Source organism: Thermosyntropha tengcongensis (genome assembly GCF_055381335.1).
This window is the reverse complement of sequence record NZ_AP042437.1, coordinates 783,116-808,488: the sequence shown is the minus strand read 5'-3', so window position 1 is coordinate 808,488 and position 25,373 is coordinate 783,116. Positions and strand designations below refer to the sequence as shown.

23 protein-coding genes are annotated in these 25,373 nt (G+C 43.1%); 4 read left to right on the top strand and 19 right to left on the bottom strand.

Annotation, left to right across the window (positions count from 1 at the left end):
- Positions 1 to 88 precede the first annotated feature (88 nt).
- Both pyrR and ACZ42E_RS03905 read right to left on the bottom strand, forming a co-directional pair.
- The gene (gene pyrR / locus ACZ42E_RS03910) at positions 89 to 643 is read right to left on the bottom strand and encodes a bifunctional pyr operon transcriptional regulator/uracil phosphoribosyltransferase PyrR (protein ID WP_464893150.1); all 555 of its coding nucleotides are present in this window, start codon (positions 641 to 643) and stop codon (positions 89 to 91) included.
- Positions 644 to 966: 323 nt separating this feature from the next.
- Positions 967 to 1,911 carry an Rpn family recombination-promoting nuclease/putative transposase gene (locus ACZ42E_RS03905; protein ID WP_464893149.1) on the bottom strand — a complete coding sequence of 315 codons (945 nt, stop codon included), beginning with the start codon at positions 1,909 to 1,911 and terminating at the stop codon, positions 967 to 969.
- 230 nt (positions 1,912 to 2,141) lie between these two features.
- On the opposite strand from ACZ42E_RS03905, the gene ACZ42E_RS03900 reads away from it, so the two are divergent.
- Complete coding sequence (locus tag ACZ42E_RS03900) at positions 2,142 to 3,230, top strand: copper amine oxidase N-terminal domain-containing protein (protein WP_464893148.1); 1,089 nt, start codon at positions 2,142 to 2,144, stop codon at positions 3,228 to 3,230.
- A gap of 25 nt (positions 3,231 to 3,255) precedes the next feature.
- Positions 3,256 to 3,939, top strand: a complete 684-nt coding sequence (locus ACZ42E_RS03895; RefSeq protein WP_464893147.1) for a hypothetical protein — start codon at positions 3,256 to 3,258, stop codon at positions 3,937 to 3,939.
- A gap of 7 nt (positions 3,940 to 3,946) precedes the next feature.
- Here ACZ42E_RS03895 and ACZ42E_RS03890 read toward each other — a convergent pair whose 3' ends face one another.
- The 4 genes from ACZ42E_RS03890 to ACZ42E_RS03875 all read right to left on the bottom strand — a co-directional run bounded on the left by ACZ42E_RS03890 (position 3,947) and on the right by ACZ42E_RS03875 (position 6,906).
- Positions 3,947 to 4,843: an MBL fold metallo-hydrolase gene (locus ACZ42E_RS03890; protein ID WP_464893146.1), complete on the bottom strand. Its 897-nt coding sequence runs from the start codon at positions 4,841 to 4,843 to the stop codon at positions 3,947 to 3,949.
- Positions 4,844 to 4,912: 69 nt separating this feature from the next.
- Positions 4,913 to 5,827 (bottom strand): RluA family pseudouridine synthase, encoded by a 915-nt coding sequence (locus tag ACZ42E_RS03885; RefSeq protein WP_464893145.1) that lies wholly within the window; start codon positions 5,825 to 5,827, stop codon positions 4,913 to 4,915.
- On the bottom strand, positions 5,820 to 6,272 hold the full coding sequence (gene lspA / locus ACZ42E_RS03880) for a signal peptidase II (RefSeq protein ID WP_464893144.1): 453 nt from the start codon (positions 6,270 to 6,272) through the stop codon (positions 5,820 to 5,822). The genes ACZ42E_RS03885 and lspA overlap by 8 nt, the downstream gene beginning before the upstream one ends.
- Before the next feature lie 19 nt (positions 6,273 to 6,291).
- Complete coding sequence (locus ACZ42E_RS03875; protein WP_464893143.1) at positions 6,292 to 6,906, bottom strand: TetR/AcrR family transcriptional regulator; 615 nt, start codon at positions 6,904 to 6,906, stop codon at positions 6,292 to 6,294.
- Positions 6,907 to 7,094: 188 nt separating this feature from the next.
- Between ACZ42E_RS03875 and ACZ42E_RS03870 the strand changes: the two genes are divergently transcribed.
- Complete coding sequence (locus tag ACZ42E_RS03870; protein WP_464893142.1) at positions 7,095 to 7,952, top strand: hypothetical protein; 858 nt, start codon at positions 7,095 to 7,097, stop codon at positions 7,950 to 7,952.
- A 117-nt stretch (positions 7,953 to 8,069) separates the two neighbouring features.
- Positions 8,070 to 9,005, top strand: a complete 936-nt coding sequence (locus tag ACZ42E_RS03865) for a DUF5692 family protein (protein ID WP_464893141.1) — start codon at positions 8,070 to 8,072, stop codon at positions 9,003 to 9,005.
- A gap of 50 nt (positions 9,006 to 9,055) precedes the next feature.
- Here ACZ42E_RS03865 and ACZ42E_RS03860 read toward each other — a convergent pair whose 3' ends face one another.
- The 13 genes from ACZ42E_RS03860 to ACZ42E_RS03800 form a co-directional block, all read right to left on the bottom strand.
- The gene (locus ACZ42E_RS03860; protein ID WP_464893140.1) at positions 9,056 to 10,189 is read right to left on the bottom strand and encodes a metallophosphoesterase; all 1,134 of its coding nucleotides are present in this window, start codon (positions 10,187 to 10,189) and stop codon (positions 9,056 to 9,058) included.
- A gap of 137 nt (positions 10,190 to 10,326) precedes the next feature.
- Complete coding sequence (fdhF, locus tag ACZ42E_RS03855; protein WP_464893139.1) at positions 10,327 to 13,023, bottom strand: formate dehydrogenase subunit alpha; 2,697 nt, start codon at positions 13,021 to 13,023, stop codon at positions 10,327 to 10,329.
- Positions 13,024 to 13,045: 22 nt separating this feature from the next.
- Entirely contained in the window at positions 13,046 to 14,266 is a 1,221-nt protein-coding gene (nuoF, locus tag ACZ42E_RS03850; RefSeq protein ID WP_464893138.1) for an NADH-quinone oxidoreductase subunit NuoF, read from the bottom strand.
- 12 nt (positions 14,267 to 14,278) lie between these two features.
- Positions 14,279 to 14,728, bottom strand: coding sequence for an NADH-quinone oxidoreductase subunit NuoE (nuoE, locus tag ACZ42E_RS03845; protein ID WP_464893137.1), 450 nt, complete (start codon positions 14,726 to 14,728; stop codon positions 14,279 to 14,281).
- Between the two features lie 83 nt (positions 14,729 to 14,811).
- Positions 14,812 to 15,180, bottom strand: coding sequence for a DUF134 domain-containing protein (locus ACZ42E_RS03840; RefSeq protein WP_464893136.1), 369 nt, complete (start codon positions 15,178 to 15,180; stop codon positions 14,812 to 14,814).
- Between the two features lie 133 nt (positions 15,181 to 15,313).
- Positions 15,314 to 15,805: a molybdopterin-guanine dinucleotide biosynthesis protein B gene (gene mobB, locus ACZ42E_RS03835; protein ID WP_464893135.1), complete on the bottom strand. Its 492-nt coding sequence runs from the start codon at positions 15,803 to 15,805 to the stop codon at positions 15,314 to 15,316.
- A 16-nt stretch (positions 15,806 to 15,821) separates the two neighbouring features.
- A complete protein-coding gene (locus tag ACZ42E_RS03830) occupies positions 15,822 to 17,081 on the bottom strand; it encodes an amidohydrolase (protein WP_464893470.1) in 1,260 nt (419 codons plus the stop codon).
- A gap of 53 nt (positions 17,082 to 17,134) precedes the next feature.
- Positions 17,135 to 17,785 (bottom strand): class II aldolase/adducin family protein, encoded by a 651-nt coding sequence (locus ACZ42E_RS03825; protein WP_464893134.1) that lies wholly within the window; start codon positions 17,783 to 17,785, stop codon positions 17,135 to 17,137.
- Between the two features lie 4 nt (positions 17,786 to 17,789).
- A complete protein-coding gene (gene mtnA, locus ACZ42E_RS03820) occupies positions 17,790 to 18,821 on the bottom strand; it encodes an S-methyl-5-thioribose-1-phosphate isomerase (protein WP_464893469.1) in 1,032 nt (343 codons plus the stop codon).
- Positions 18,821 to 19,612 (bottom strand): S-methyl-5'-thioadenosine phosphorylase, encoded by a 792-nt coding sequence (gene mtnP, locus ACZ42E_RS03815; protein WP_464893133.1) that lies wholly within the window; start codon positions 19,610 to 19,612, stop codon positions 18,821 to 18,823. The genes mtnA and mtnP overlap by 1 nt, the downstream gene beginning before the upstream one ends.
- A 14-nt stretch (positions 19,613 to 19,626) precedes the next feature.
- Positions 19,627 to 20,748 carry a signal recognition particle-docking protein FtsY gene (gene ftsY, locus ACZ42E_RS03810; protein ID WP_464893132.1) on the bottom strand — a complete coding sequence of 374 codons (1,122 nt, stop codon included), beginning with the start codon at positions 20,746 to 20,748 and terminating at the stop codon, positions 19,627 to 19,629.
- 8 nt (positions 20,749 to 20,756) lie between these two features.
- Positions 20,757 to 24,326, bottom strand: a complete 3,570-nt coding sequence (gene smc / locus ACZ42E_RS03805) for a chromosome segregation protein SMC (protein WP_464893131.1) — start codon at positions 24,324 to 24,326, stop codon at positions 20,757 to 20,759.
- An 11-nt stretch (positions 24,327 to 24,337) separates the two neighbouring features.
- On the bottom strand, positions 24,338 to 25,312 hold the full coding sequence (locus tag ACZ42E_RS03800; RefSeq protein ID WP_464893130.1) for a biotin--[acetyl-CoA-carboxylase] ligase: 975 nt from the start codon (positions 25,310 to 25,312) through the stop codon (positions 24,338 to 24,340).
- Positions 25,313 to 25,373 lie beyond the last annotated feature (61 nt).

Genomic DNA, 25,373 nt, shown 5'->3' with positions numbered 1-25,373 from the left:
GCCAGGCCAGCAAGAAAGGCATATAAAACCGCACGATGTGGTCTGCCGCCCTTGCCAGCCTCACAGGACTGCCTTAAAGGGTGGTTGTTTATTCATCATCGATTATTTCCTGTATTATAACCCCGTCTTCCCCATCATACTCCTTTACAAGGACATTTACTATCTCCAGCTTGGAAGTTGGGGTGTTTTTTCCGACAAAATCAGCTTTTATAGGGAGTTCCCGATGCCCTCTGTCTATGAGGACTGCCAGCTGGATACACTGAGGCCTTCCCAGATCAATAAGCGCATCCAGAGCAGCTCTTACCGTCCTTCCGGTATATAAAACATCATCTACCAGCACAATTATCCTGTCATTTATGTCAAAATCAATTTCTGTCCGGTGTACCAGAGGATAAGCAGAAAGGGTGGTTAAATCATCCCGGTACAAAGTTATATCCAAAACCCCTACAGGGACTTTTACTCCTTCAATTTCCTCAATCTTGCGGGCCAGCCTTTCGGCCAAAGGGCCTCCTCTTCTCCTTATTCCTACCAGAGCCACATTTTCTACCCCTTTATTACGCTCAATTATCTCATGAGCAATGCGGGTAAGGGCTCTCTTCATGGCCGCCTCATCCATAATTTTCGCTTTTTCCCGTAGCCTCATAAACATTCTCCTCCCGATTTAAGCCAGCAAAAAAGCCTATTTCTGGCGTGAGGCCAAAAATAGGCTTAGCTACTTTTCCTGTTTATACCCTTTTCGCTACCTACCTTGTCAGCCTCACGGTGCTGACTTAAAGGTTTTCATTTAGCTAAATGATAAAGCAAGGCAAAGATTATGTCAAGAAAAAGTTATTATAATTTTGTAGATAAGCCAGAGTTTCGTTATATATTTTTAGACTAAAACAAAGATTGAGAAACTTCCAGTCATCATAAATACGGCAACCAAAAAAGCTAAAAAGTAGTTACTCTACCCATCTGCCTATTCTTCTAATTAAGCCCTTTCTTCAACTCCTCTATCCTTTCAACAGAAAGACCGGTAAATTCAGCTATGGTCTCTATGGGTAATCCTTTCTTTAACGCGTTTATAGCTGTTTTTTCTATACCTTTCTCTATGCCTTTCTCCATCCCTTCCCTTATACCTTCCATTTTTCCCTCCTGCTTCAGCTGCTCAGCTATCGTCATTATCTCACCCCTCCTCTCCGGGATCAGCTCTTCCACATAGTCAAACAGCACTTCTTTTTCCAGCTTCTCTGCTGTCTTTATTATATACAAAATTACGCTCTTTAATAAATAGCCGTACTCTCCTCCTATCTCCCTTACCTCTTTTAAGGTCTCCCTCAACAAAATCTTTACCTCTTCTTCCCCTTTTACCCTTTTTAAAAACAGGCTCCTCAAGAATACCCTTATGACAGCGTCCCCCGCTTTTTCCACTGCCTCTTTTTCCCCCAGCTCATATAATATATGCCTGAAGCGGGGAAGGTATTCTTCTAGCTCCCCTTTTTCCCTTTCCCCTTCTATAAGCTCTGTGAATTCGCAAGAGGACCTCCACTTCTCTTCCCCGTGGTAGAAGACTACCGGGATGATGGGGGTCAGTTTTTTCTTTTTCTCTTTGTTTATCTCCCTTTCCCAGATGTTTACCATGTATTTTAAGAGCTGAAAGGGGGTCAGTTCATACAGGTAGCTTTTGTGTTCTATCAGGAAGTATATGTATATATCCCTACCGCTCTTTAGCCTGCCTTTGAAAAGGAGGTCGGAATAGGCTTCTTTCAGTTCCTGGCTTATGAAGCTTTCTTTCTGGAAGGTAAGGATTTTCAGGTCAGCTATGTTTTTTATCCTCTCGGGAAGGATTTCATTCAGGAATTTTTCCGCTATCCCGGGGTTTTCCAGGTATTCTTTGAAGTATCTGTCGTGGAGGTTTGCTATGTCGCTCATTAAGGCTTTCTCCTTTTTTGTTTAGATTATATGGAATTAAATGGCTTTAGACAAGGAGTTTTATGTTTAATCCTCAAACATTTGTTCTTTCTCAATTGGATTTTAAATGTAATTTAAATTTTTAATAAAAATTAAATTTTAAAACCTAAAATCATTTTTTTTGTTCTTAGAAAATTAAGTTTTAAAATCTATTTTTTTAATTTTCAGGATAAAGATTTAAAGAGGTTTTTTTGTTATTTTTTATTCCTTACGAAAGGATTTTCTTTTTTTATGAGGAATTTTTTTCTCTGGCTGCTTTAATATTTTTTAGGAAAGGATGGTTTTTTATGGCTTTTTCTCCTTTTTCGTTTTTTAGAAGGTTTTTGTTTTCTTTAGCTGTTTTTTCTCTGGTTTTTTCTCCTCCTGCTACAGCTGGTTATGAGTATATAGGGGATGATTTTTCCCGGGATGAGGTTTTATATGCCGGGTATAATAAGGTGATTGTTTTCAGGATGGGGGATTATAATTATTATGTGAAGGATGTGGACAGCGGGTATATTGAAGCGACAAGGATGGACGCAGCTCCCAAGGTAGTAAGCAATAGAACCTTTGTTCCTGTCAGATTTTTAGCCAATGCTCTTGGAGTAGACAACGACAATATCAACTGGAACGCACAACAGCAAACCGCAACTCTCAAGGGCAAGAACACTCTCAAACTCAAAATCGGCAGTAAGACAATGCAGGTAACCAAACCAGACTCCCAGCAGGAAGGTTTAACTATGGATGTAGCCCCCTTCATCGAAAAGCCAGGTCGCACCATGCTACCCGCAAGGTATGTAGCAGAAGGTCTTGGGTTCAAGGTTGACTGGGACAGCAATCACAAACTTGTCATCGCATACCCTGAAGGAATGGAAAAACCCGACATCAACGACATCATCGACCTAATCAACAAAAAGAACAACCCCGCTCCCTCAACCCTCACCCCCCAGGAGATAGCATATGTGAAAAGTGAAATCGCAAGACATGCAAGATTAGCACCAAATAACGACTACAGCAAGTTTACTCCCAATCCCTCAGTATTGAGCGATGAGCGCTACAATGAGGTCGCTCAATATATCAAAAAAGAATACCCATATGTAAAATTTGATAGAAGTTTATTAGGAACAAGACCTGGAATATTTGAAGGAGAACGAACAACGATAATGGGCATCGACACAAGAGACAATCATGTAGTAGTATTAGATGTTTACTTAACATCTAATGGACAGGGATATGTAATGGAGGCTCAGCTTGTTTATGATTTAACAGAATTATCAGATTTTTTTGAAAGTGGAGAATAAAATAACAAGATAGGAGGTCGTGTATGTGTTTAAGCAAAAGCATTATAACAGAATTGCAGGTTTAATTATTCTAGTTGTTTTTGTGTTCACATTTATTTTCCCAATTACTGGAGCAAAGGCAGATAATTTTTCCAAGTTAGCAACAGAAATAATAAAATTAAACAACAACGATCCGAAGTATTACTACACAACTGATAACAGGGTTAAAGAAGTAATAGTCGAACCCTCAAAATTAAACGACTACAAATCTGAATTCACAGGACAAGACCCCTGCACTTCCCAACTAGACCATATCAAATGGACATGGAAATCAACCTACAACAGAGAAGTAAGACCATCAAATGCCAATATAAGCACACCAATATCATCATACACTGGAGGAGGTTTAACATACAGAACATCAACTTTAATTTTCTATGTAATATATAAGGACAAAGATGGCAAAGAACGCATGGTAACAGATACATTTGAAATGCTAGAACTTGGCAATGAATTTATCGAAAAATTCCAGCCAGCATTTAATAAAGCAAAAGCATGGAGTGACCCTGATAGGATTTTATTCGAACAATATTTTATAAAAGGTGAAGCATTTGAGCGTTTAATTACAGAAAAGGGAGGTTTAACACCTGAACAATTGAAAACAATTGAAAAAATTCATGTTGCGTCAGTTGTTCATATCAGGGAGTCAGGAAAAACAGTAGCTCTTTAAAAACTGGTCAGCTTGTTGGCTGTATTTTCCCTTTCACCCGCTTTATCAGCGCATACATGGAGCTCATCATTATTTCCCGGGGATATAAGGCTAAGGCCCCTTTCATGTATTTATCATAGAGTTCCTCAGCTATCCTGTCTTCTTCCTGCCCATCTGCCAGCTTATCCGCAATAAAGGCAAATGCCTGCCTGGCTGCAGACAGGGATTCTGCGAAAAATTCTCTTACATTTTCCTGTCCCTTTATTATCTCCCCGTGCCCCGCTCCTATTACTTCCGCCTTAAACCCCGCCAGCCTGTTTATAGTCTGCAGGTATAAATCATAATCCTGGAAAAATACCGGAGACATCAACCCCTCCGGAGTTTTGTAGCCAAGAGCATCCGAAACCAGCATAGCCTTATCTTCCTGAACATAAGCGGATATTGAACAGGGACTGTGTCCCGGAGAGCTTATAACCTCAATTTTTAATCCCTCTATATCCAGTACTTCCCCATCCTGTACAACCCTGTCTATCCTGAAATTATTCCAGTCTAAAGAATAAAGTTTATCAATACCAGACAGCAAACCTTTTTCCCTGTATATTTTAAGCACCTTTTCATTGGTCATCTTTATGCCCTGCACCACATTATCCCTGGCCAGAAGTTGAGCCCCTTCCGGGCTGGCCAGGACTTTTGCCCCGGGGAAATAATGCTTTAAAAGCGGCAGTCCTCCTGCATGGTCAAAATGGGAATGCATAACCAGTATATATCTTACTTCCGGCTTAAAAGCAAGTTTTTCCCACTCCTCCATAAAATATAAGGCTCCGGCCAGAGTTCCGCATTCAGCCAGCACCACTTCCCGGCTGCCAATAAGGTAGAAATTATAAAGCTGATTCCCTATAACCTCCACATGCCTGGAAATTCTCATCAAGACTCCCCCCAGTTTATCCCATATCTATGTTTATTTTCAATAATAAAAAGGAAATTCCTTTCTATTTTATTTTTTTCGCAAGTCCTCCAGCACCTTCTTAAAATATTCCGGAAGTTCAGAAGTAAATTCCATATATTCCCCTGTAGAAGGGTGGTTAAACCCCAGCAAACTAGCATGCAGAGCCTGGGAATCCAGCCCCAGATGTTTTTTGGCCGGCCCATAAAGAGGATCACCTACTACCGGATGTTTTATATAAGAAAAATGTACCCTTATCTGATGGGTTCTTCCCGTCAGAAGCTTAACCTTTACCAGCGTATAGTTGTTGAAACGTTCCAGCACCCGGTAATGGCTTATCGCCGGCTTTCCATCAGGCACTACCGCCATTTTCTTGCGGTCAGTCTTGCTCCTGCCGATAGGAGCTTCAATAGTCCCCAGGTTTTCTTTTATTACTCCATGTACCAGGGCAGTATACTCCCGGTTTATGGTATGCTCTTTTATCTGTTCTGCCAGTATGCGGTGAGATTGGTCATTCTTGGCTATTACCATAACCCCGGAGGTATCTTTATCCAGCCGGTGCACAATTCCCGGCCTCAGCTCTCCATTTATGCCGGACAAATCTTTTATATGATAGAGCAAGGCATTGACCAGAGTATTTTCCCAGTTCCCATGAGCAGGATGCACTACCATATTCTTGGGTTTGTTTATAACCGCCAGATCGCTGTCCTGATATATAATCTCCAGGGGAATATTCTGGGGCTTTAGTTCTATTTTCCGGGGTTCAGGGATTTCGACCGTTATTTTTTCCCCTTCTTTTACTTTATAGCTGGCTTTGCGCACCTTATCGTCAACGGTAACTTTCCCGCCCTGAATCAGGTTCTGCACCCCGGAGCGGGAAAGATGGGGAAAACTGTCAGCAATAAATACATCCAGCCTTTCCCCTTCATTTTCTTCATCTACCCATATAACTTCTATACTAGCCATTTTTCACCCCATCTTTTCTTTCCTGATAAAGCATAAAACAGATTAAGATTATGCTTCCTGCGGTAATACCCACATCAGCCAGGTTAAAAACCGGCCACCAGCCTATGCTTATAAAATCAATAACACTTTTATAAAAAATGCGGTCAACTAAATTGCCCAGCGCACCGCCTGCTATAAGGCCTAAAGCATATTTTACTATCCGGGGTGGGTTATATCTAAATGTATAATAAATCATACCTGCCACCACCATCAAAGCTGCCCCCATGAAAAACCAGAACTTCCCTTCCAGCATGCCAAAAGCAGCACCGGGATTATGAATATAAGTCAGAACAAACCAGTCATCCACAACCGGATATTTTTGGCCAAGCTTAAAATTGGTAACTACTATATATTTGCTGAGCTGATCAGCAATAAGCACAGAGATAAGAGTCAGGAAAAAACGCATTTTAGCCTCCTTATGCCTATTATTTATTAAAAAATTCATGTTCATCCATAAGTTTCAAAAAACAGGGAATCCCATCGGTAAGCAAAAGTAAAAATGTCCTCATAATTATATCCCTATCTTCAGCCTTTACTTCCAGCAAATCCTGCAAAACCATGCCGTCAACTGCTGCCAGAAGCCAGGCTGCAAATGCCCGCGTAGCTTTACCGTCCCTGGCTCCATAAGAAGCTATAAGAATATCTTCGATACGGCTTATCCATTCATCATATTTTTCCCGGAACCTCAGCTTTATCTGTTCATTGCCGATTATGGCCTCATGAGCTAGATAAAACTGCAGCCGGTTTTCCTGTATTTTCTTGTTAAACCTTTCAATAAGATTTTCATAAATATCCTGTATTATCTCTTCCCGGGAAGCACTTCCGCTTTTGGCCTTCTCCGCCACCATGGTAGAAGCAGTAAGGCTCACATCCATGATATCATATAAAATATCTTCCTTGGCCGGATAATAGTGATATATGGCACCTGTGCTAACTCCTGCCTCTTTAGCAATAACCCGCATGGTGGCCCCATTTATTCCCTGTTCGCTTATAACTTTTAAGGCTGCTTCCCTTATTTTATTTTTGCCTTCCGTACTCATGCACTTTCCTCCTGCGCCCTCTTTAACACTTTGCAAGTTTATCAACAACTATAATAATAACACAAATAACAGATAAAACCATTGAACAGAAATTTTTAATCAGCTGCTTGATATTATTTTATACATTTGTTATTATATTCACAACCGAACGTTCGTTATGTTCATTGATTCTGAAAGGAGGTTTGGTTATGACGATTCCTGCCTGGATGTATGTTGTCTCTATGTCCTGTTACATGGCTTTTCTCCTATTTTTCATCGGTTTTATGCGCAAACACTACAAACTTTCCATGTACTTTTTCCTGTTTTCTCTGCTGACCTTTCCCCTCTGGCTAAACGGAGGAGTTGAAGGATGGTTTCGCTGGGCTAAAATCTTGAGCGTCATTCTGCCTACCATAGTTGTAGGCCTGGCTCGCATTGCAGTTTACGAACAAAGGAAAGGTAAATTCTGGGAGTTTCTGCAGAAAGACTGGATATTATGGTTTTTCTATGGAATTCTGTTCCTCAACATAATGGAAGCTACTATCAAAGATGTTACTCTGGGCAACTATTTTAACGCCCTGTGCGGATTTTTACTCTGTGTAACCATACCTTTCCCAACCAGGTTCTGGAAAATATCTACCGAACCCCATGGGGATTTGATTGCTTATACAACTGCAGCCTGGAACTTTATCTACACTTCCTGGAATGCATGTTTTGTCTACGCTGAAAGCCCTGTGTATTTCTTTAGTTCACTCTGCATCCTGCTGGCGGCAGAAATCTATCCTATCATTAAAGGACGTCCGGAACTTTATATTATCGCCCGGGTATATACCCTGGCTATCCATCTGCTAATCAGGGCATGTGTGGACATTTTCCCCCGGGTTATGGACGCTTCACCCTTCCACAGCATGGAAGTGTTAAAAATATGGGGAATAATAAATGCGATAATGATAATACCCTATGTATTCTGGCACATGTGGCAGCTGCATACCGGCAAAGCCGATATAAGCTTCAGGCGCGGCCGGGTAGAAAAAACAGAAGTTACTGCCAAACCTGCTATGGCCTAACATCATCAATCCCCCCATCCCCTTTTTAATATAGTTGAAAGGACTGGCAATTTTAAGCCAGTCCTTGTTCTCCAGTTATCAAAACTTTTTTGACTAACAAAACCAGGAGGTAATAACATGGGCATTTTATATGAACCTATAGGATTTATCGGCTGGGGAATTGCTGCATTTGTTCTTCTTGCTTTGATGGCATTTAACGAACTCGGGCGTACCACTAAATGGGGAGGAATAGTCCTTTTTATAATTGTTCCGGCTATATTAACCATATATGTCTGGCCTACAACCGCAGCTCCTGGCAATGAATACGGAACAGGCAACTGGTTTACGTGGGTAAAAACCTATTCGGCTTTGGCAGGCTGTGTTGGTTTTATGGCCCTCCGCTTTATACCCGGCTTGGCAGAAAAAAAATGGGCTTTATGGTTTCCCCCTCTCATTCTGGCCATTAATATCATGGAAGCTGTTATTCGTGACTTTCAGTGCTATACATTCGGAGCCTGGGAAGGAGCCTATATAAATCATCTCTGGGTAATGTCAGGCCCATGGAATATAATGAACGGTATTGCTGGTATCCTTAATATAATAACCATCTGCGGATGGTACGGTATCTTCATTTCCAAGGATAAAAGCCGGGATATGATTTGGCCAGATATGATTTGGCCCTGGATCATTGCCTATGATTTATGGAATTTTGCTTATACCTACAACTGTATTGCCGACCACTCATTTTACTGCGGATTACTCTTACTTTTATCCTGTACTATACCTGCCTTTTTTATCAAAAAAGGTGCCTGGTTACAACATCGTGCTCAAACCCTGGCCCTCTGGGCTATGTTCGTAATGACTGTCCCTCAATTTGCCGATAGAATCGCACCAGTACCTACAACCCATAACCCAACAGCTTTCTTTACTGTAAGTTTTCTAGCTTTGGCTTCCAATGTGGCTCTGTTTATTTATCAGTTTAATAAAATACGCAAATACAAACTTAATCCCTTGAAAGACGAGATTTACAAAGACACCAAAGCTTATAAAAGCGCAATAGCCGAAAATATTTAAATCATCTTATCTAACGGGGAAAGGTGCTTTTTTGACATCTTTCCCCACTTCTATGCATCCCCAAAATGCAAAAATATCTCCACTATCTCCGGCCGGTTGCCTATGCGGATAGGAGGGCCCCAGGTACCAAACCCGTTGGAGACGACAGCCTGAAAATCACCCCTTCTTAAATATCCCCAGTCGGTTAAAAAAATCCTCCGGGTAATTCTATGCAAGGGGGCCAGCTGTCCCCGGTGGGTGTGTCCCGAAAGCTGCAGATCAACTCCAGCAGCTTCCGCTTCCTCCATATCAGCCGGGTTGTGATCCAGAACTATAACCGGAAACCTGGTGTCAACATTCTCAAGCAAAATCTCAAGTTTTTTGCGAAAACGGCTGAATTTGTCATCTCTCCCTACCAGATAGAAACTTTCCCCAATAAATACCCATTCATCACGCAGGACTTTAACCCCTGCATCTTCCAGAAGTTTTATGGCATAACGGTACTGGCCGCCGTAGTAATCATGATTGCCCAGAACCGCATAACTTCCTATTTCAGGATTAAGCCCTTTTAATATTTCCGTCATGCCCAGTTTCTTAAAAACCCTGACATTTTCATCGATAATGTCTCCCACCAAAAAAACCAAATCAGGCCTTATTTCATTGATAGTGCGGACTAAACTGGAAAGCCTTTTCTCATTTACCACACTTCCCAGATGCAGGTCGGAAACCATTATTATATGTAAATCCTTGATATTGCCAGCTGATTTGGCAATAGTTATATTATACCGGTTTATTACCGGATTTCTGGCATTTATCGTCCCATAAGCTATCAGCAAAACCAAAAATAGCACGACAGCCGTTCCGGCATGAAAACAAGCCTCTTTAGCAAAGACCGGTAAAAACCCAAGCCAATTATTAAGCATATACAGCAGGTCAATAAAAATAAGTGTTAAAAAAGCATAAAAGAAAAAAGCCAGCCAGTAAGAGCCTATTACAGTCATCATGCGGCTTAATCTGCCGGGATAAATCCTTTCCCAGGTTTTTCCCAGCACATAGGAAACTGCCAGCAGAAATAAAACTGCCCAGTATAAAACGGGATCCCCGTTCAAAAAAGCCCCAAAAGCTTTAATCCCATGCCATCCTATATAATAATTTAAAGCTATCCAGGCTATAAAGGTGACAGGCAAGACAAACACTCTGTCCATACTGCATTCATCTCCCGGCTAGATATCAAAAGTTATAATATCACAAAATATCTTTAAAGCAAAAAGCCCTGCCGATATTTTTAAAATTATCAGCAGGGCAGAAAAATATTCGCCCGGGTTTTAAAAGCAAAAACAAGCTATATCTTTTCGATTTTAGCAGCTGCCACCTTAAATTCAGGTATTTTAGCTACCGGATCCAAAGCTTCCGAATTGGTAAGATGGTTGGCTGCTGCCTCTCCAAAGTGGAAGGTAGTAAATACTACTCCTTCTTTTATGTTTTCCGTTATTCTTGCCTTAAGTTCTATACTTCCCCGCCGGGTACTGAGCCTTACCATATCCCCGTCTTTTATGCCGTATAACACGGCAGTAGCTGGATGAATCTCCACTTCATTATGCGGTTTATGCTCATCAATGGCTGCCACCCTTCTGGTCATGGTGCCGGTATGGTAATGATAAAGGCTGCGTCCGGTAGTAAGGATTAATGGGTATTCTTCATCCGGCATTTCAGCAGCTTCCCGGTACTCTACCGGATGGAACTTGCCTTTTCCGCGTACAAATTTTTCCCTGTGCAATATCGGAGTTCCCGGATGGTCTACAGCAGGGCACGGCCACTGAATTCCAGTTTCTTCTATTCTTTCATAAGTTATTCCCGCATAGGAAGGAGTAACGCTTCTTATTTCTTCAAATATCTCCTCCGGAGAATTATAAGACATCGGATAGCCTAATCTGGTTGCCACCTCACACAATATCTGCCAGTCCGGCCTTGCATTGCCCCGCGGGCTTACAGCTTTCCTTACCCTCTGTACCCTCCGTTCGGTATTGGTAAAAGTGCCGTCTTTTTCGGCAAAACTTACCCCCGGCAAGACTACATCTGCCTTAACTGCTGTTTCGGTAAGGAATATATCCTGTACCACCAGAAATTCCAGGTTATCCAGAGCCTCTTCTACATGGTGGCTGTCCGGGTCGCTGAGCATCGGATTTTCCCCCATAATATACAAAGCTTTTATTTTTCCTTCTACTGCAGCATTTATCGTTTCCGTAAGGGTCAAACCCTTCTTGTCCGGCAGTTTTACACCCCAGGCCTTTTCAAATTTATGCCGGTTTTCTTCTATTTCAACTTTCTGATAGCCGGTATATACATCAGGCAGACCTCCCATATCACAGGCTCCCTGCACATTATTTTGCCCGCGCAGAGGATTTACACCGCTTCCCGGTTTTCCAACATTGCCGGTAAGCATAGCCAGGTTGCATATAGCCTTTACATTGTCTGTACCTTTGCTGTGCTGGGTAACTCCCATGGCATAGCAGATAGCTGCCTTTTCCGCCTGTGCATATAAACGGGCTGCCTTTATTATATCTTCAGCCGGAACTCCGCATATTTCAGAAGCCAGTTCAGGAGTATACCTTTCTACTATCTCTTTTACCTCTGCAAATCCTTCTGTGCGCTCATTTATAAATTCTTTGTCTAAAAGGTTTTCCTTTATAATCACATGCATCATGGCATTAAGAAGCATTATATCTGTACCTGGCCTGAACGGCAGATAGACTTCAGCCAGATCAGCCAGTTCAATGCGGCGCGGGTCAGCCACTATGAGCCTGGCTCCCCTTTTCAGCACATTCTGCCTTATCTTGTAACCTATAACTGGATGGTTTTCGGTGGTGTTAGTACCTATAAGGAAAATAACCTCAGCTTCTTCTTCCAGGTCTTTTATGCTGTTGGTCATCGCTCCACTGCCGAATGCCGCCCCCAGACCGGAGACAGTTACCGAATGTCAGAGGCGTGCACAGTGGTCAATATTATTGGTCCCTATAGCCGCCCTGGCCAGCTTCTGAGCCAGGTAATTTTCCTCATTGGTGGTGCGGGCAGAAGTAAATACCGCAATGGAATCAGGCCCCCACTTTTCCTTTATTTCTTTCAGCCTTCTGGCTGTATAATCCAGAGCTTCTTCCCAGCTTACAGGCACCAGCTCCCCGTTTTTGCGCACCAGCGGTTCCTTTAGCCTTTCCGGCGAATCTATAAAATCCCAGCCAAACCTGCCTTTTACACATAAAGCTCCCCGGTTGGCCGGACTAAGTTTTTCATCCCGGATAGAATCTACTCCTACCACCCTGTCATTTATAACTTTAAGTTCCAGAGTACATCCAGTACCGCAGTAAGTACATATAGTCCTAACTTTCCTGGCCTGATAATCCCGTCCTCTTCCTTTTTCCACCTTACTTACCAGAGCTCCTACCGGACATACCATTATGCACTGTCCGCAGAAAACACAGGTAGAATCTTTAAGCCCCAGATCAAAAGCAGTAGAAACAACTGCATTATGCCCGCGGTTTTTCAGGTTTATGGCAAAGGCACCGGTAATTTCCGCACAGGCCCTTATACATTTGGTACACATGATACACTTGTCATAATCCCTTTCAATAAACGGATTGGGGTCTTCTTTATAAAAACTTACTTCTTCCCCTTTAAACCTGCTTTCCCGTACTCCATAGCGGTAGCAGTAATCCTGCAGCTTGCAGTTTCCATCCCGTTCACAGACATGGCAGTCCAGCTTATGCCTGGCCAGCAAAAGCTCAAGGATAACCTTTCTGGCTTCTACTACCGCCTGGCTTTCCGTTTCTACCTTCATGCCGTCTTCAGCCGGAGTAACGCAGCTGGCCACCAGAGTTCTCCTGCCTTCCACCTCAACTACGCACATGCGGCAGGAACCGGCCAAACTTAATTCCGGGTCATGACAAAAAGTAGGAATATCAGCACCTGCTATCCGACAGGCATCTAAAAGCATGGTTCCTTTAGGCACTGTTACCTGTTTGCCGTCTATGGTAAGAGTAATCACTTTCTAACTCCTCCCTCCGCTTTTATAAAAGTTTTTGCATATAGTCATCCTTAAAATGCTTTATACTGGTTTCTATCGGAATCGGAGCTGCCTGTCCCAAACCACACAGTGAAGCCTTCTGCATTACCCGTGATAAAACCAAAATATTCTCCAGATCTTCTGCCCTTCCTCTTCCCTCACTGATGCGCTTCATTATTTCATACATGCGAAAAGTCCCTTCCCGGCATGGATTACATTTGCCGCAGGATTCATGTTCAAAAAATTTGGCAATGCGGGCAGCTACTTCAACTATGTCCCTGGTTTCGTCCAGAACAAAAACAGCTCCTGAGCCAAGGCTGGCTCCTATCCTGCTCATGGAATCAAAATCAATCGGTGTATTAAGGTTTTCCGGAGGTATAAAAGCGCCGGAGCTTCCTCCCACCTGTACCGCCTTCAGTTTTTTGCCCTCCTTTATGCCTCCCCCCAGTCTGTATATTACATCCGAGAGCAAATAGTCAGTCGGTACTTCGAAATAGGTAGGATTATTAACATCCCCTGTTAAGGTTAGTATCTTGGTGCCAGGATAATCAGGAGCCCCAATGGAAGCAAACCATTCCGCCCCGTTGGCAAGAATATAAGGCACACAGGCAAAAGTCTCCACATTGTTCACCACGGTCGGCATTCCCCACAAACCTTCCACCCCGGGGAAGGGGGGTTTAAAGCGCGGTTCTCCCCTTTTACCTTCGATAGACTCAATGAGAGCCGTTTCCTCTCCGCAGACATAAGCTCCTGCTCCCATCCGGACTTCAATATCAAAATCCTCTAAAACCCCTGCCTTTTTGGCACTATCTACGGCATTTTTAAGTAATCTCGCTATATGCGGATATTCCCCCCGGCAGTATATATAGCCTTTTTTAGCTCCTACCGCCAGAGCACAGATAGCCATTCCTTCCAGAAGTGCCTGGGCATTTTTTTCGCATATTATGCGGTCTTTATAAGTACCTGGTTCCCCTTCATCCAGATTGCAGACTACATATTTTACCGGTGCGTTTTCCGGCACAAAACTCCACTTCATTCCGGTATTAAATCCAGCTCCTCCGCGTCCCCTGAGCCTGGATTTTTTTACTTCCTCAATAATCTTTTTAGGCTTCATTTTTCTGGCCTTTTCTAATCCTTTATATCCGCCTATCTTTATATAATCTTCTGCCTTTTCCGGATTTATCTTATCTGCATACTCCAGTATTATGCGCTTTTCCCCGTTCATACCGTTCCCCCCTTATTCATATTTTTTCAATATTTCTGGAATCTTCTCCGGGCTTACATTAAACTCAATATCTTCATTTATGGTTATAACCGGAGTAGCCTGGCACTGTCCTATACATTCGCAAAGCTCCAGGGTAAACTTGCCGTCGGGAGTAGTCTCCCCCGCTTTTATACCCAGATAATCCTCCAGAGCCTTTAATACCCTATCAGCTCCCGCCACATGACAGGGAGCGCTTTCACACATGCGGATAATATATGTTCCCCGTTTTTTAACTGAAAAATGGGCATAAAAAGTAGCCACTCCATAAGCTTTAGATTCAGGTATTTTAAAAATACGGGCTGCTTCTTTTAAAGCCTCTTCCGGAATATAGTTAAACTCCCGGTTAAGGGCATGTAAAGCTTCTATAAGGCCTCCTTCCCTATCCTTATAAGGCATTATAATTTCCGCATAGCTTTTCCCCACTGTTTCCAACCTCCTTAAGTGAAAAAAATAACAAATAAGGATAACCGCTCCAGGTTATCCTTCACCCCAATTTTTTTCAATTTTTAAGAATTGACATCTTCATCTACAGAATCATCCAGATCATCTACATGGCCAAAGCCGTGCCTGTGCCTGCCTGTTTCGTGCAGTTCATAATGGCCGCCTTCCAGTATTAAAGCCTTGGAATTTATTATAGCATCAGCTACCTTGCGGTGAGCTTCTACCAGAATGCGCTGGAAGGTAGTTCTGGATACCCCCATCTCTTCCGCACACTTAAACTGGTCATAGCCCAGCAAGTCCTTAAGCCGCAAAGCTTCTGCCTCTTCCAGCTTTAAAACTACCTCTTCCAGTTCATAACCGGGAATCCCTGCTGGCTTGAAACAATTAGCCCGCGGTATATGTGCTACACGGCGACATTTAACCCTTCTTGGCATGAAAACCTCCTTCACCAGAGGGACCAGAAAGATAGTTCCTGGAGTCCCTTTTATTAATCATACAAGCAGCAAAAAATTCATAAACACTTAAATTATCGAATATCAACCGTCAAAAATCAACCGCTAATTACCCTTAAAGGTGAAAATAGTTTATCAGATAAGAAGCCAGCTCTTTTGCCTGTTCAAAAGAAAAAACCTTTATGCTTCCTCCCCTGTCATCTGCTCTAAAATCAGCAACGCGGGCAATCAGGTTAGGCAAATCCAGATAATTATCGCTTATCTCTTTTCGCATAACTTCTATGCAGGGATAGCCGGCTTTTTTATAGCCTTCGGTAATAATTAAATCAGCATAAGGTTCAACTTCAGCTATAATCTGGTTTAATGACCTGGGAGACGAATGACGGCGGTATATTATTTCGGTATCCTCACAGGCCGCTACTACCAGCGGCACCCCGGATGCAAAAATATTTCCCGAATCATTCCAGGTATCTATGTCTATTCCATGATGGGCATGTTTGATAACTGCCACCCTTATACCTTTTTCCTGCAAAAATTCCGCTACTCTGGTAAGCAGGGTAGTCTTGCCTGCATTATGCCATCCGACAAAAGAAACAACCGGTTTCATAACTAAAAAGCCCCTCTTATTTGTCTTTTACCAGCTCTTCGGCAAGAAAAACCGCTTTTTCTATTACTTCCTTTTCGTCAAAAGTCTTTATCACCTTATTTTCCATAACTATCCTGCCATCTATCACAACGGTATCTACATCGCCCGCCTGCGCAGCATAAACTACATTGGCTGCCAGGTCATAACGCGGGCTCATATGAGGTTTATCAAGGTCAATAAGGATAAAGTCCGCCTTCATACCTTCTTTCAGCTGCCCTACTTTATCCTCCAGCCCCAAAACTTTAGCCCCATTGACAGTAGCCATTTTTAAAGCTGTCCAGGCGGGAATAACTGTGGGATCCATGCTGTTTACCTTGTGCAAAAGGGCACAGGTGCGCATCTCCTGCAGCATGTCCAGGTTATTGTTGCTGGAAGCCCCATCGGTTCCCAAAGCTACTGCAATTCCCGCTTCCAGCATCTGGGGAACCGGGGCAATACCGCTGGCCAGCTTCATGTTGCTTTCTGGATTGTGAGCCACACCTACATCATATCTGGCCATTATCTCCATATCATTTTCCGTAAGATGCACACAGTGGGCAGCCAGAACTTTATATTCGAAAAGCCCCAAACTTTCCAGATGCTCTACCGGGGTCTTGCCATACTGCTTCTTTATATCCCTGAATTCAGTATTAGTTTCTGCCACATGAATATGTATCCCCACCCCTGTTTTCTCTGCCAGAGCCAGCACCTTCTTAAGATATTCCGGGGGGCAGGTATAAGGAGCATGGGGCCCCAGCATGGCAGTAATCCTTCCATTTGCTCCCTTATGCCAGGTTTTAATAAATTCTTCGCTCTGTGTCAATGCCAGATCAGCCTGTGGTCCTACTCCTATCATTCCCCGGGACAAAACAGCCCTTATTCCGGCGAGTTCTGCCGCTCTGGCCACTTCATCCATACAAAAATACATATCGGCAAAAGTTGTAGTACCTGACTTTATCATTTCGGCTATTGCCAGCATAGTACCCCAATATATATGTTCAGGGGTAAGTTTTTCTTCCAAGGGCCATATCTTGGTCTGCAGCCACTCCATAAGCGGCAGGTCATCTGCATAACCCCTGAGCAGAGTCATGGCTGCATGGGTGTGAGTGTTTATAAAACCCGGCATAGCCAGCTTGTTTTTTCCCTCTATTACTTTTTCGTAATAGCCGGCAGGAGGTTCTCCTTCCCCTATCTCTTTAATTTTGTCATCTTTCACCACTATATAGCCTTTTTCAATAAACCGGCTTTCTTCATTCATGGTAATAATGCTTAAATCCTTTAGTAATAAATCCACCCCATAAGCCCTCCTCATCATCTTTCCTTTTTCTGGCCGTAGCTTTTAAATTTTTCATTAAGGCATTTCACATCTTCCGGTGGCAGTATATTTATACTCCCTATCTGCTGAGCCAGAATAGCTATCATGGCTGTCCGCTCTGCTATATAACATGCCCTTAGCGCAGCCGAAGGTGAAACATCTCCGGCAATCAGGCCGTGATTGGCCAGTAAAACTGCCTTTTTGTCCTGTCCCAAAGTTTTTACCACATTTTCTGCCAGCTCTTCGGTACCGCAGTGGGCATAAGGAGCCACCGGTATTTCATGCCCTATGGCCTGGGCAGTTTCTTCCAGAATTACCGGAATAGGCCTTCTGGCCACTGCAAAAGCAGTAGCATAAGGGCTGTGTACATGAACAATTCCCCTGATATCAGGCCGGTTCTTATAGATAGCAAGATGCAAGACTGTTTCTACCGAAGGGGCAAAAAAACCTTCCACCACTTCTCCCTCACTATTTACCACCACCATATCTTCCGGACTCAAAGTGCCGTAATCCATGCCGCTGGGAGTAATAACCATCACATCATCTATCCAGGCGCTGACATTCCCCCAGGTTCCCGGCACCATTTTCGCTTCATAAATTTCGCGGGCCGTCATGCAAACTTCCCGTCTTACTTCCACATAGCGCATAATATCACTTTCCTTTTAACATTTTTATATTTTCAGAATAAGGAGGACTTATTACCCCTTTTTCTGTTATTATACCATTTATTAACTGAAAAGGAGTTACATCAAAAGCCGGGTTAAATACATCTGCATCCGGTACCGTAATATAAACATCCTTTATCCGGCGCACTTCCTCTTTGTCCCTTTCCTCAATAGGAATTTCCCGGCCGCTTTCTATGCTGAAATCAATGGTAGATACCGGCGCTGCCACATAAAAAGGGATGTTATGGTGTTTGGCAAGCACTGCCAGGGAATAAGTGCCGATTTTATTGGCAGTATCTCCATTGGCAGCAATGCGGTCCGCTCCTACAATAACAGCATCCACTTCCCTAAGGCTCATGACATAGCCGGCCATATTGTCGGTTATAAGGGTTACCGGTATATTATCCTGCATAAGTTCCCATACCGTAAGCCTGGCTCCCTGTAAAACCGGCCTGGTTTCACAGGCCCATACTTTTTTTACCTTGTTTTTTGCGAATCCTGCCCTTATTACCCCCAGAGCTGTTCCAAAACCGCAGGTAGCAACAGCCCCTGCGTTGCATATAGTCATTACCCGGCTATTTTCAGGCAAAAGAGAACTCCCGTTTTCTCCTATCGCCTTATTTATATTTATATCTTCTTCATACATTTCTTCTGCTGTCTTCTTAAGACGGTATTTTATTTCTTCCAGCCCTTCATGCAGGCAGGAATTGAAAACTTCTTCCATACGGTTTAAAGCCCAGAAAAGATTTACGGCAGTAGGACGGGTAGAGGCCAAAAGCTCCTTCACCTTTTTAAAATAGGGAATAAGCTCCTCTTTAGTTCCGGAAAACTTATCAACCGCCATGGCCAGTCCAAAAGCTGCGGTAACCCCTATAAGAGGAGCTCCTCTTACCATAAGCAGCTTTATGGCCCTGGCTACCTCTTCCGGGGTACTTAAATGCACATAAGCCACTTCCAGGGGAAGCCTGGTCTGGTCCAGAATAACTACCTCACCATTTTCAAAACATACTGTCCTTATCATTTCATAACCCCTTTTTCATTAAGTATCTTGCCGCAGTCGCAGTTCTTTTCCCCAGGTATATATTTAAGGCTGTGCATTATAAGCCTTCTTACCTCATGTATGCTTTCCTTCATCATTTCCACCACTTCACTGTGGGTTAAAATATGGGGAGAAATGCCAGCCGCAAAGTTGGTAACTATCGACACATTTCCATAACACATGCCCAGTTCCCTGGCCAGGCAGACTTCAGGCACACTGGTCATGCCTACCACTGATCCTCCCAGCATCTTAAACATGGCAATCTCAGCAGCCGTTTCAAAACGCGGCCCTTCTGTACAGACATATACGCCCCCATTGTGTACCGTAAGGCCAAGCTCCTTGCCTGCCCTCTCCAAAGCCTTCCTTATTTCCGGACAGTAAGGAACGGTCATATCACAATGGACTACCCCTTCTTCTCCACCTTCATAAAAAGTATTTTTACGGCTTTTGGTAAAATCTAAAAACTGGTCAGCCAGCACATAGTGGCCTGGTTTCAGATCTAAATTAAGTGAGCCTACCGCTGCGGTAGCGATTATATTTTTTACCCCTATCTGCTTTAAGGCCATGATATTAGCACGGTAATTTACCAGATGAGGGGGAACACTGTGATCTTTTCCGTGCCGGGGAATAAAAGCCACTTCCATATCCTCATATTTGCCAACCGTTATCTTTACATCTCCATAAACCGTACTTTCTATCCATTCCCTGGTATCCTGCAAAATTTCCGGGTCATATACCCCGGTTCCACCTATTATAGCAATAGCAGGCATTACAATTCTCCTCCTTATTCGTCTTCTTCTCTATCTCCAAAAAGCGCCTCCGCAAACAGCACCGGATCAAAATCGCGCAAATCCTCCAGGCCTTCGCCTATTCCTACCAGCTTTACCGGAATCCCCAGTTCTTTGGAAATAGCAAGGACTATGCCTCCTTTGGCAGTACCGTCCAGCTTGGTAAGAATTATACCTGATACCCCGGTAGCCTCTTTGAATATTTTGGCCTGACTTACCGCATTCTGTCCGGTAGTCGCATCAATTACCAGAAGCACCTCATGGGGAGCAGAAGGGATTTCTCTTTCAATAATATTTCTTACCTTGCTTATTTCCTTCATGAGATTAGTCTTATTCTGCAGCCTGCCGGCCGTATCTATTATCAAAACATCGGCCCTGCGAGCTTTAGCTGCATTTATGGCATCAAAGACTACTGCTCCTGGATCAGAACCTTCCTGGTGTTTTATGAGCTCAACCCCTACCCGGTCAGCCCATATCTGCAGCTGGTCAATAGCAGCTGCCCGAAAAGTGTCTCCTGCTGCCAGCAGCACCTTTTTGTTTTCCTTTTTAAACCGGTAAGCCAGTTTGGCAATAGAAGTAGTCTTCCCTGCTCCATTAACTCCCACCACCAGTATAACAGCCGGTTTTTCATCTACATTTACATTAAGTGATGTATCATAATCACTCAGGATTCTGGCAGTTTCTTGCTTTATAAGTTCCATCACCTGTTCAGAATCATTGATTTTATTTTTCTTGGCCGCTCTGCGTATATTTTCCACCAGTTCCAGGGAAGTTTCTACCCCCACATCAGCCTGAATCAAAATTTCTTCCAGTTCTTCATAAAAATCATCATCCAGCTTTTTATTAGTCTTGACCAGATTAACAATTTTATCACTTATATTAGCCCTGGTTTTACTCAAACTTTTCTTGAAGCGGTCAAAAAAGCCGGTTTTTTTAGGTTCTTTTTCTCCCTTCTCTTCTTTAACTTCCTCCTCCCTTTCTTCCGGCAAAACCTCATCTACTTCCTCTTCAGGGCTTTTTTCTTCCTGCAGCACATTTTCCGACTTTTTTTCTTCTCCTTTATCTTCCCGCTTTTTTCCTTTAAAACGGTCAAAAAAAGCCATAATCCCATCCTCCATTACTAAATTTATCCTGCCATACTTTCAATATCTTTCATGTTCAGAGTCAAAACAGAAGAAACTCCCTTCTCCGGCATAGTCACCCCATAAACAGTTTCTCCCGCCTCAATCATGGCCTGACGGTGGCTGATGATAATAAACTGCACTTCTTCTGCCATTTTTCTTATAAAACGGGCAAAACGCACCAGATTGGTCTCATCCAGAGCTGCGTCTATCTCATCCAGAAGGCAGAAAGGAGCAGGTTTAAGCCTTAAAAGCCCAAAGATAAAAGCTATACAGGTAAGTGCCCTCTCCCCTCCGGAAAGCAGGCTTAAAGCCTGGGCTTTTTTGCCCGGCATCTTTACTTCTATTTCTACCCCGGCATTAAGCTTGTCTTCAATATCCTCCAGCCTTAAAACCGCATCTCCTCCCCCGAAAATCTCGGTAAAAGTCTTTTTAAAACTCTTGTTAGCCAGGTCTAAAAAGTTTATAAATTCCCTGTGCATCAATTCTTCGGTTTCCTTAAGCAGCTTTTCCAGTGCTTCCCTGCCTTCTTTAAGGTCATCATACTGCTTTTTCATAAAATCAAACCTGTTTTTTAACTCCCGGTAAGCATTTATAGCTTCCACATCAACATTTCCCATTTCTTCCATCCTGGCCTGTAAGCTCTCCATCCTCCGCTTATATTCATTGTTTTCTCTGGCTGTATGTATCTCCATTATGAATTCAGGAACTTCCTCTCTGAATTCTTCCATAAACCTGGTTTTTACAGCAGTCAGTTCAGCCTCCAGCCTGGCTTTCCCAATCTCCAGGTTTTTAACTTCTCTTTCCAGGCTGGCAATCCCAATCCTTAAAGGCTCTATCTCTTCTTTTATTTTTCCTATACTTTTTATAAGTTCCTCTTCCCCACTGCGCTGTTTTATAAGTTCATCATTAACCTTCTCAAGTTCCAAAAGCTTTTCCTGCCATCTTTTTTCAGAAGCCAGGCATGTCTCCTTTTCCCCGGCAATCTCCCCGGTCAGCTTTTCAATAAGCTTTTCTGCTTCAAAAATAGATTTAAGATAAGAATCTTTTACCTCTCTAAACTGTTCCCGGCTGTGTTCAAGCTTTTTAAGCTCTCTGGCCTTCATGTCCAGCTGTTCACGATAAGCTGCCAGCCTTTCTTCATATACCCTCATATCCCTTTTTTTCTCTTCCAGGCTTATCTTCAAATCTTCCAGCTCTTTTTCCATTTCCTCACTTATAAAATCCTTTTCCCTGTGCTCATGGTAAAGAGCCTGCATTTCTTCTTCCAGAAGCCTGATCTCATCTAAAACAAGTCTATCTTCCTGTAAAACAGCCTTTTTCTCCTTTTCCAGCCAGGAAAATTTTTCTTCCGCTTCCTTAAGGTTTTTAACCAGCATACCCAGAGTAAAATCGATTTCGGCAATTCCTTTTTTCTTATCCTCTATAACATCATCGACTTTTTTAAGCTCTTTCTTTATAGTTTCCAGGACTCCGTTCTCCTTAGCTACCTCTCTTTCCAGCTTTTCCTTCTCTTCTTTGAGGCTTTTTTCTTCACTCCTGTACTGCAGAGGGGTTTTAACAGTTTCTTTTCTGCTGCCTCCTGTCATAGCCCCGCTCAAATTTATAGTTTCTCCTTCCAGGCTTACTATGCGTAAAGGATAATCCAATCTGTGAAAAAGCTCGATCCCTATCCTTATATCCTTTACTACTACCACCCGTCCCAGAAGGTACTCCACTGCCCGGTCATAAAAAGGTTCATATCTGACAAGCCGGGAAGCAAGCCCCAGAATTCCATCCTTTCCCGCCATTTTTTCCACTGCTTCCTCCGGCAGTCTTTGTACCTTCAGCATGTCAAGAGGCAAAAAGGTTACCCTTCCTGCATTATGCCTTTTTAAAAAATTAATTGCTTTTTCTGCATTTACCGCCCTATCTACCACTATATTTTCAAGGCCCCTGCCTCCTGCTGCCTCAATAGCTGTTTCCAGTCCAGGGGGAACCTCAATAAGCTCTCCCAGTATACCCAATATACCTGATAATTTGACCCTATTCTGCATTATAAACCTTACTCCAGCAGAATAACCGGCAAAATTCTTTTTCACATCTTCCAGGTGCATGATTTTTTGCATTATCTCGCTCTTTCGCCGGTTTAAAGCCTCCAGCCGGCTGCTGGCCGTATTCATTTCATCAAGCAGCGACTTTCTCCTGTTCTCCAGTTCTGCCAGTTCAGACTTAAGCTCTAAAACTAACTTCTCATCCTGCTCCTTTTTCTTTCTTAAAAAACTGGCCTCTTCCTTCTGCCTCAGCAAACGTTCCTCAATTTCCTCTTTTCTTATCGCCAGCCGTTCCCGCTTTTCCTTAAGCTTCTTTAATTTTTCCTCTTCGCTCCGAAATCTATTTTTGGCATCTGCCGCCTCTTCTGCCGTTTTAAAAACCAGTTCCTTTTTAATTTCAAATTCGCTCTTCTTATCCTCTATTTCCTTTTCCAGTTCCTTCAGCTTATTTTCCAGCGTGCAAAAAAGATTTTGTTTCTCCCGGTACTCTTCTTTTGCATCCCGATAATCCTTTTCAATCTTTTCCAGCTCTTTGCAGAGCCCTTCAAGCATCTCTTCATATCTAACCTTATCCTTTTTGGCTGTCTCTATTCTTTCTTCCTTGTTTTTTATCTTTTCCCCGCTTAAGTTAATAAGGCTTCTTAATTCATTTATCTCATTTTCCAGACGATACCTTTCTTCCTTATACTGAGCTATGTATTCCCTTTTAAGCAGAAGCCTGCTTTCTTCCTGTTCAAGCTGCCCTTCCTTTTCCTCAGCTTCTGCCAGAAGCAGAGCCAGTTTTGCGCTTTTTTCCCGCAGGCATTCTTCCTGTTTCAAAAGGCTGTCCTGAAGCTTTTTTATTTCAAAAAGGCTTACCCTGTATTTCAGGTCATCAAACTCTTCCCTCAGCTTAAGATAAAGCTCAGCCTTTTCAGCCTTTTTCTCCAGTTCATCCTTTTGATTTTTAAGCTCCCCTAATATATCACCAATCCTTACCAAATCACTGCCGGTACTGGCAATCCTCGCTTTCACTTCATTTCTCTGCTGCCGGTACTTTATAATTCCGGAAGCTTCCTCCAGAAGAAGCCTCCTGTCCAGAGGCTCTCCGTTTAAAACTTCTTCCAGCTCCCCCTGTCCTATTATAGAGTAGCCGCATTTGCCAAGGCCAGTTCCGGTAAAAAGCTTATTTATGTCCTTCATGCGCACCCGGGACTTATTAAGATAAAACTCACTTTCTCCAGAGCGGAAAATCCTGCGCCCTACCGAAATCTCGCTGTATTCAAGCGGCAGAAGGTTGTCTGTATTGTCCAGCACAATCTCCACACTGGCCATGCTCAAGGGCCGAAACTTATCAGTACCGTTAAAAATAACATCTTCACTCTTCTGCCCTCTAAGTTCCCTGATGTTATTTTCTCCCAGTACCCAGCGCACAGCATCTACCAGGTTGCTTTTTCCACACCCATTGGGGCCTACCACTACATTAACCCCAGGTTTAAAAATTATTTCCGTATGGTCGGCAAAAGACTTAAAACCTTTCATCTCTATCTTTTTAAGGTACACTTTTTTTCCTCCTAAACCCCTATAATGCTTACATCACCTGTAGATACCCTTATAACTTCCCGGCCTGTGTTTACAACCATATTGCCCATCAAATCTATATCCTCATTTATCCCTTCTATATAGCTGTTTCCCCTTTTTATGCAAACTTTTCGTCCAAGGTGCATACACCGCTCTTTAAACTCTTCCCTTATTTGCGCAAAACCGTTCTGCAAAAACAATTTATAATACTCATCCATACTCCTTAGTACACTCACCAGCAGCCTATTTATATCTATTTTCCTTCCTGTTTCCATATATAATGAGGTAGAAATCCCCTTTAGCTCATCAGGAAGGGAATTTATATCCACATTTGCATTTATGCCTATCCCGGTTATAAGATAATTGGCCAAATCCAGTTCCCCACTCAGCTCCAGAAGTATGCCTGCCGCTTTACGCCCTTTAATATAAATGTCATTGGGCCACTTTATCTCGCACGGATAAGGCAAAAAACTGCCAAGGCCCTTTGCTACGGCACAGGCAAAAACCAGAGATAAAAGCGAAAGTTCGCTTACTGGTAGCCTGGGGCACAAAACAACCGAAAACCACAGGCCTCCTTTTGGTGATTCCCACTTTCTTCCCAGCCTTCCCCGGCCTGCTGTCTGTTTGCCAGCTACTATAACCACACCTTCTTCCAGGTTCTTACCGGCACCAATCATCCGTTTAGCTTCCTCATTGGTAGAATCCAGCTCAGGATAATATATAACCTTCCTCCCCAGAAGCCTGTCCTTAAGTTCCTCCTGCACCACCCCGGGAACTACCATTTCCTTCCCATTATGCAGAATATATCCTCTGCGGCTCACTGCTTCAATCTCATAACCTTCCTCTTTTAAGGCTTCTATATTTTTCCATACCGCTACCCGGGTTATTCCCAGCCTGTCAGCCAGTTCCTGACCAGAAACATATTCCCCCTGATGCCGGTAAAGCTCAGATAAAATTTCATCCCGCATATTTTTCTCCCCGCTCTAAGCTTAATCAACAACTTCCTTCTGATTTATTTGACAAAACCGC

Coding starts and splice junctions, on each gene's coding strand:
- ACZ42E_RS03885 (WP_464893145.1), bottom strand. CDS start 5,827: ATGGCTAGTATAGAAGTTATATGGGTAGATGAAGAAAATGAAGGGGAA.
- mtnP (WP_464893133.1), bottom strand. CDS start 19,612: ATGCCTGCTATTGCTATAATAGGTGGAACCGGGGTATATGACCCGGAA.
- lspA (WP_464893144.1), bottom strand. CDS start 6,272: ATGCGTTTTTTCCTGACTCTTATCTCTGTGCTTATTGCTGATCAGCTC.
- ACZ42E_RS03905 (WP_464893149.1), bottom strand. CDS start 1,911: ATGAGCGACATAGCAAACCTCCACGACAGATACTTCAAAGAATACCTG.
- ACZ42E_RS03860 (WP_464893140.1), bottom strand. CDS start 10,189: ATGGACAGAGTGTTTGTCTTGCCTGTCACCTTTATAGCCTGGATAGCT.
- ftsY (WP_464893132.1), bottom strand. CDS start 20,748: ATGGAGGATGGGATTATGGCTTTTTTTGACCGTTTTAAAGGAAAAAAG.
- pyrR (WP_464893150.1), bottom strand. CDS start 643: ATGAGGCTACGGGAAAAAGCGAAAATTATGGATGAGGCGGCCATGAAG.
- mobB (WP_464893135.1), bottom strand. CDS start 15,805: ATGAAACCGGTTGTTTCTTTTGTCGGATGGCATAATGCAGGCAAGACT.
- ACZ42E_RS03890 (WP_464893146.1), bottom strand. CDS start 4,843: ATGAGAATTTCCAGGCATGTGGAGGTTATAGGGAATCAGCTTTATAAT.
- ACZ42E_RS03865 (WP_464893141.1), top strand. CDS start 8,070: ATGGGCATTTTATATGAACCTATAGGATTTATCGGCTGGGGAATTGCT.
- ACZ42E_RS03870 (WP_464893142.1), top strand. CDS start 7,095: ATGACGATTCCTGCCTGGATGTATGTTGTCTCTATGTCCTGTTACATG.
- ACZ42E_RS03800 (WP_464893130.1), bottom strand. CDS start 25,312: ATGCGGGATGAAATTTTATCTGAGCTTTACCGGCATCAGGGGGAATAT.
- ACZ42E_RS03840 (WP_464893136.1), bottom strand. CDS start 15,180: ATGCCAAGAAGGGTTAAATGTCGCCGTGTAGCACATATACCGCGGGCT.
- ACZ42E_RS03875 (WP_464893143.1), bottom strand. CDS start 6,906: ATGAGTACGGAAGGCAAAAATAAAATAAGGGAAGCAGCCTTAAAAGTT.
- ACZ42E_RS03825 (WP_464893134.1), bottom strand. CDS start 17,785: ATGCGCTATGTGGAAGTAAGACGGGAAGTTTGCATGACGGCCCGCGAA.
- ACZ42E_RS03830 (WP_464893470.1), bottom strand. CDS start 17,081: ATGAATGAAGAAAGCCGGTTTATTGAAAAAGGCTATATAGTGGTGAAA.
- nuoF (WP_464893138.1), bottom strand. CDS start 14,266: ATGAACGGGGAAAAGCGCATAATACTGGAGTATGCAGATAAGATAAAT.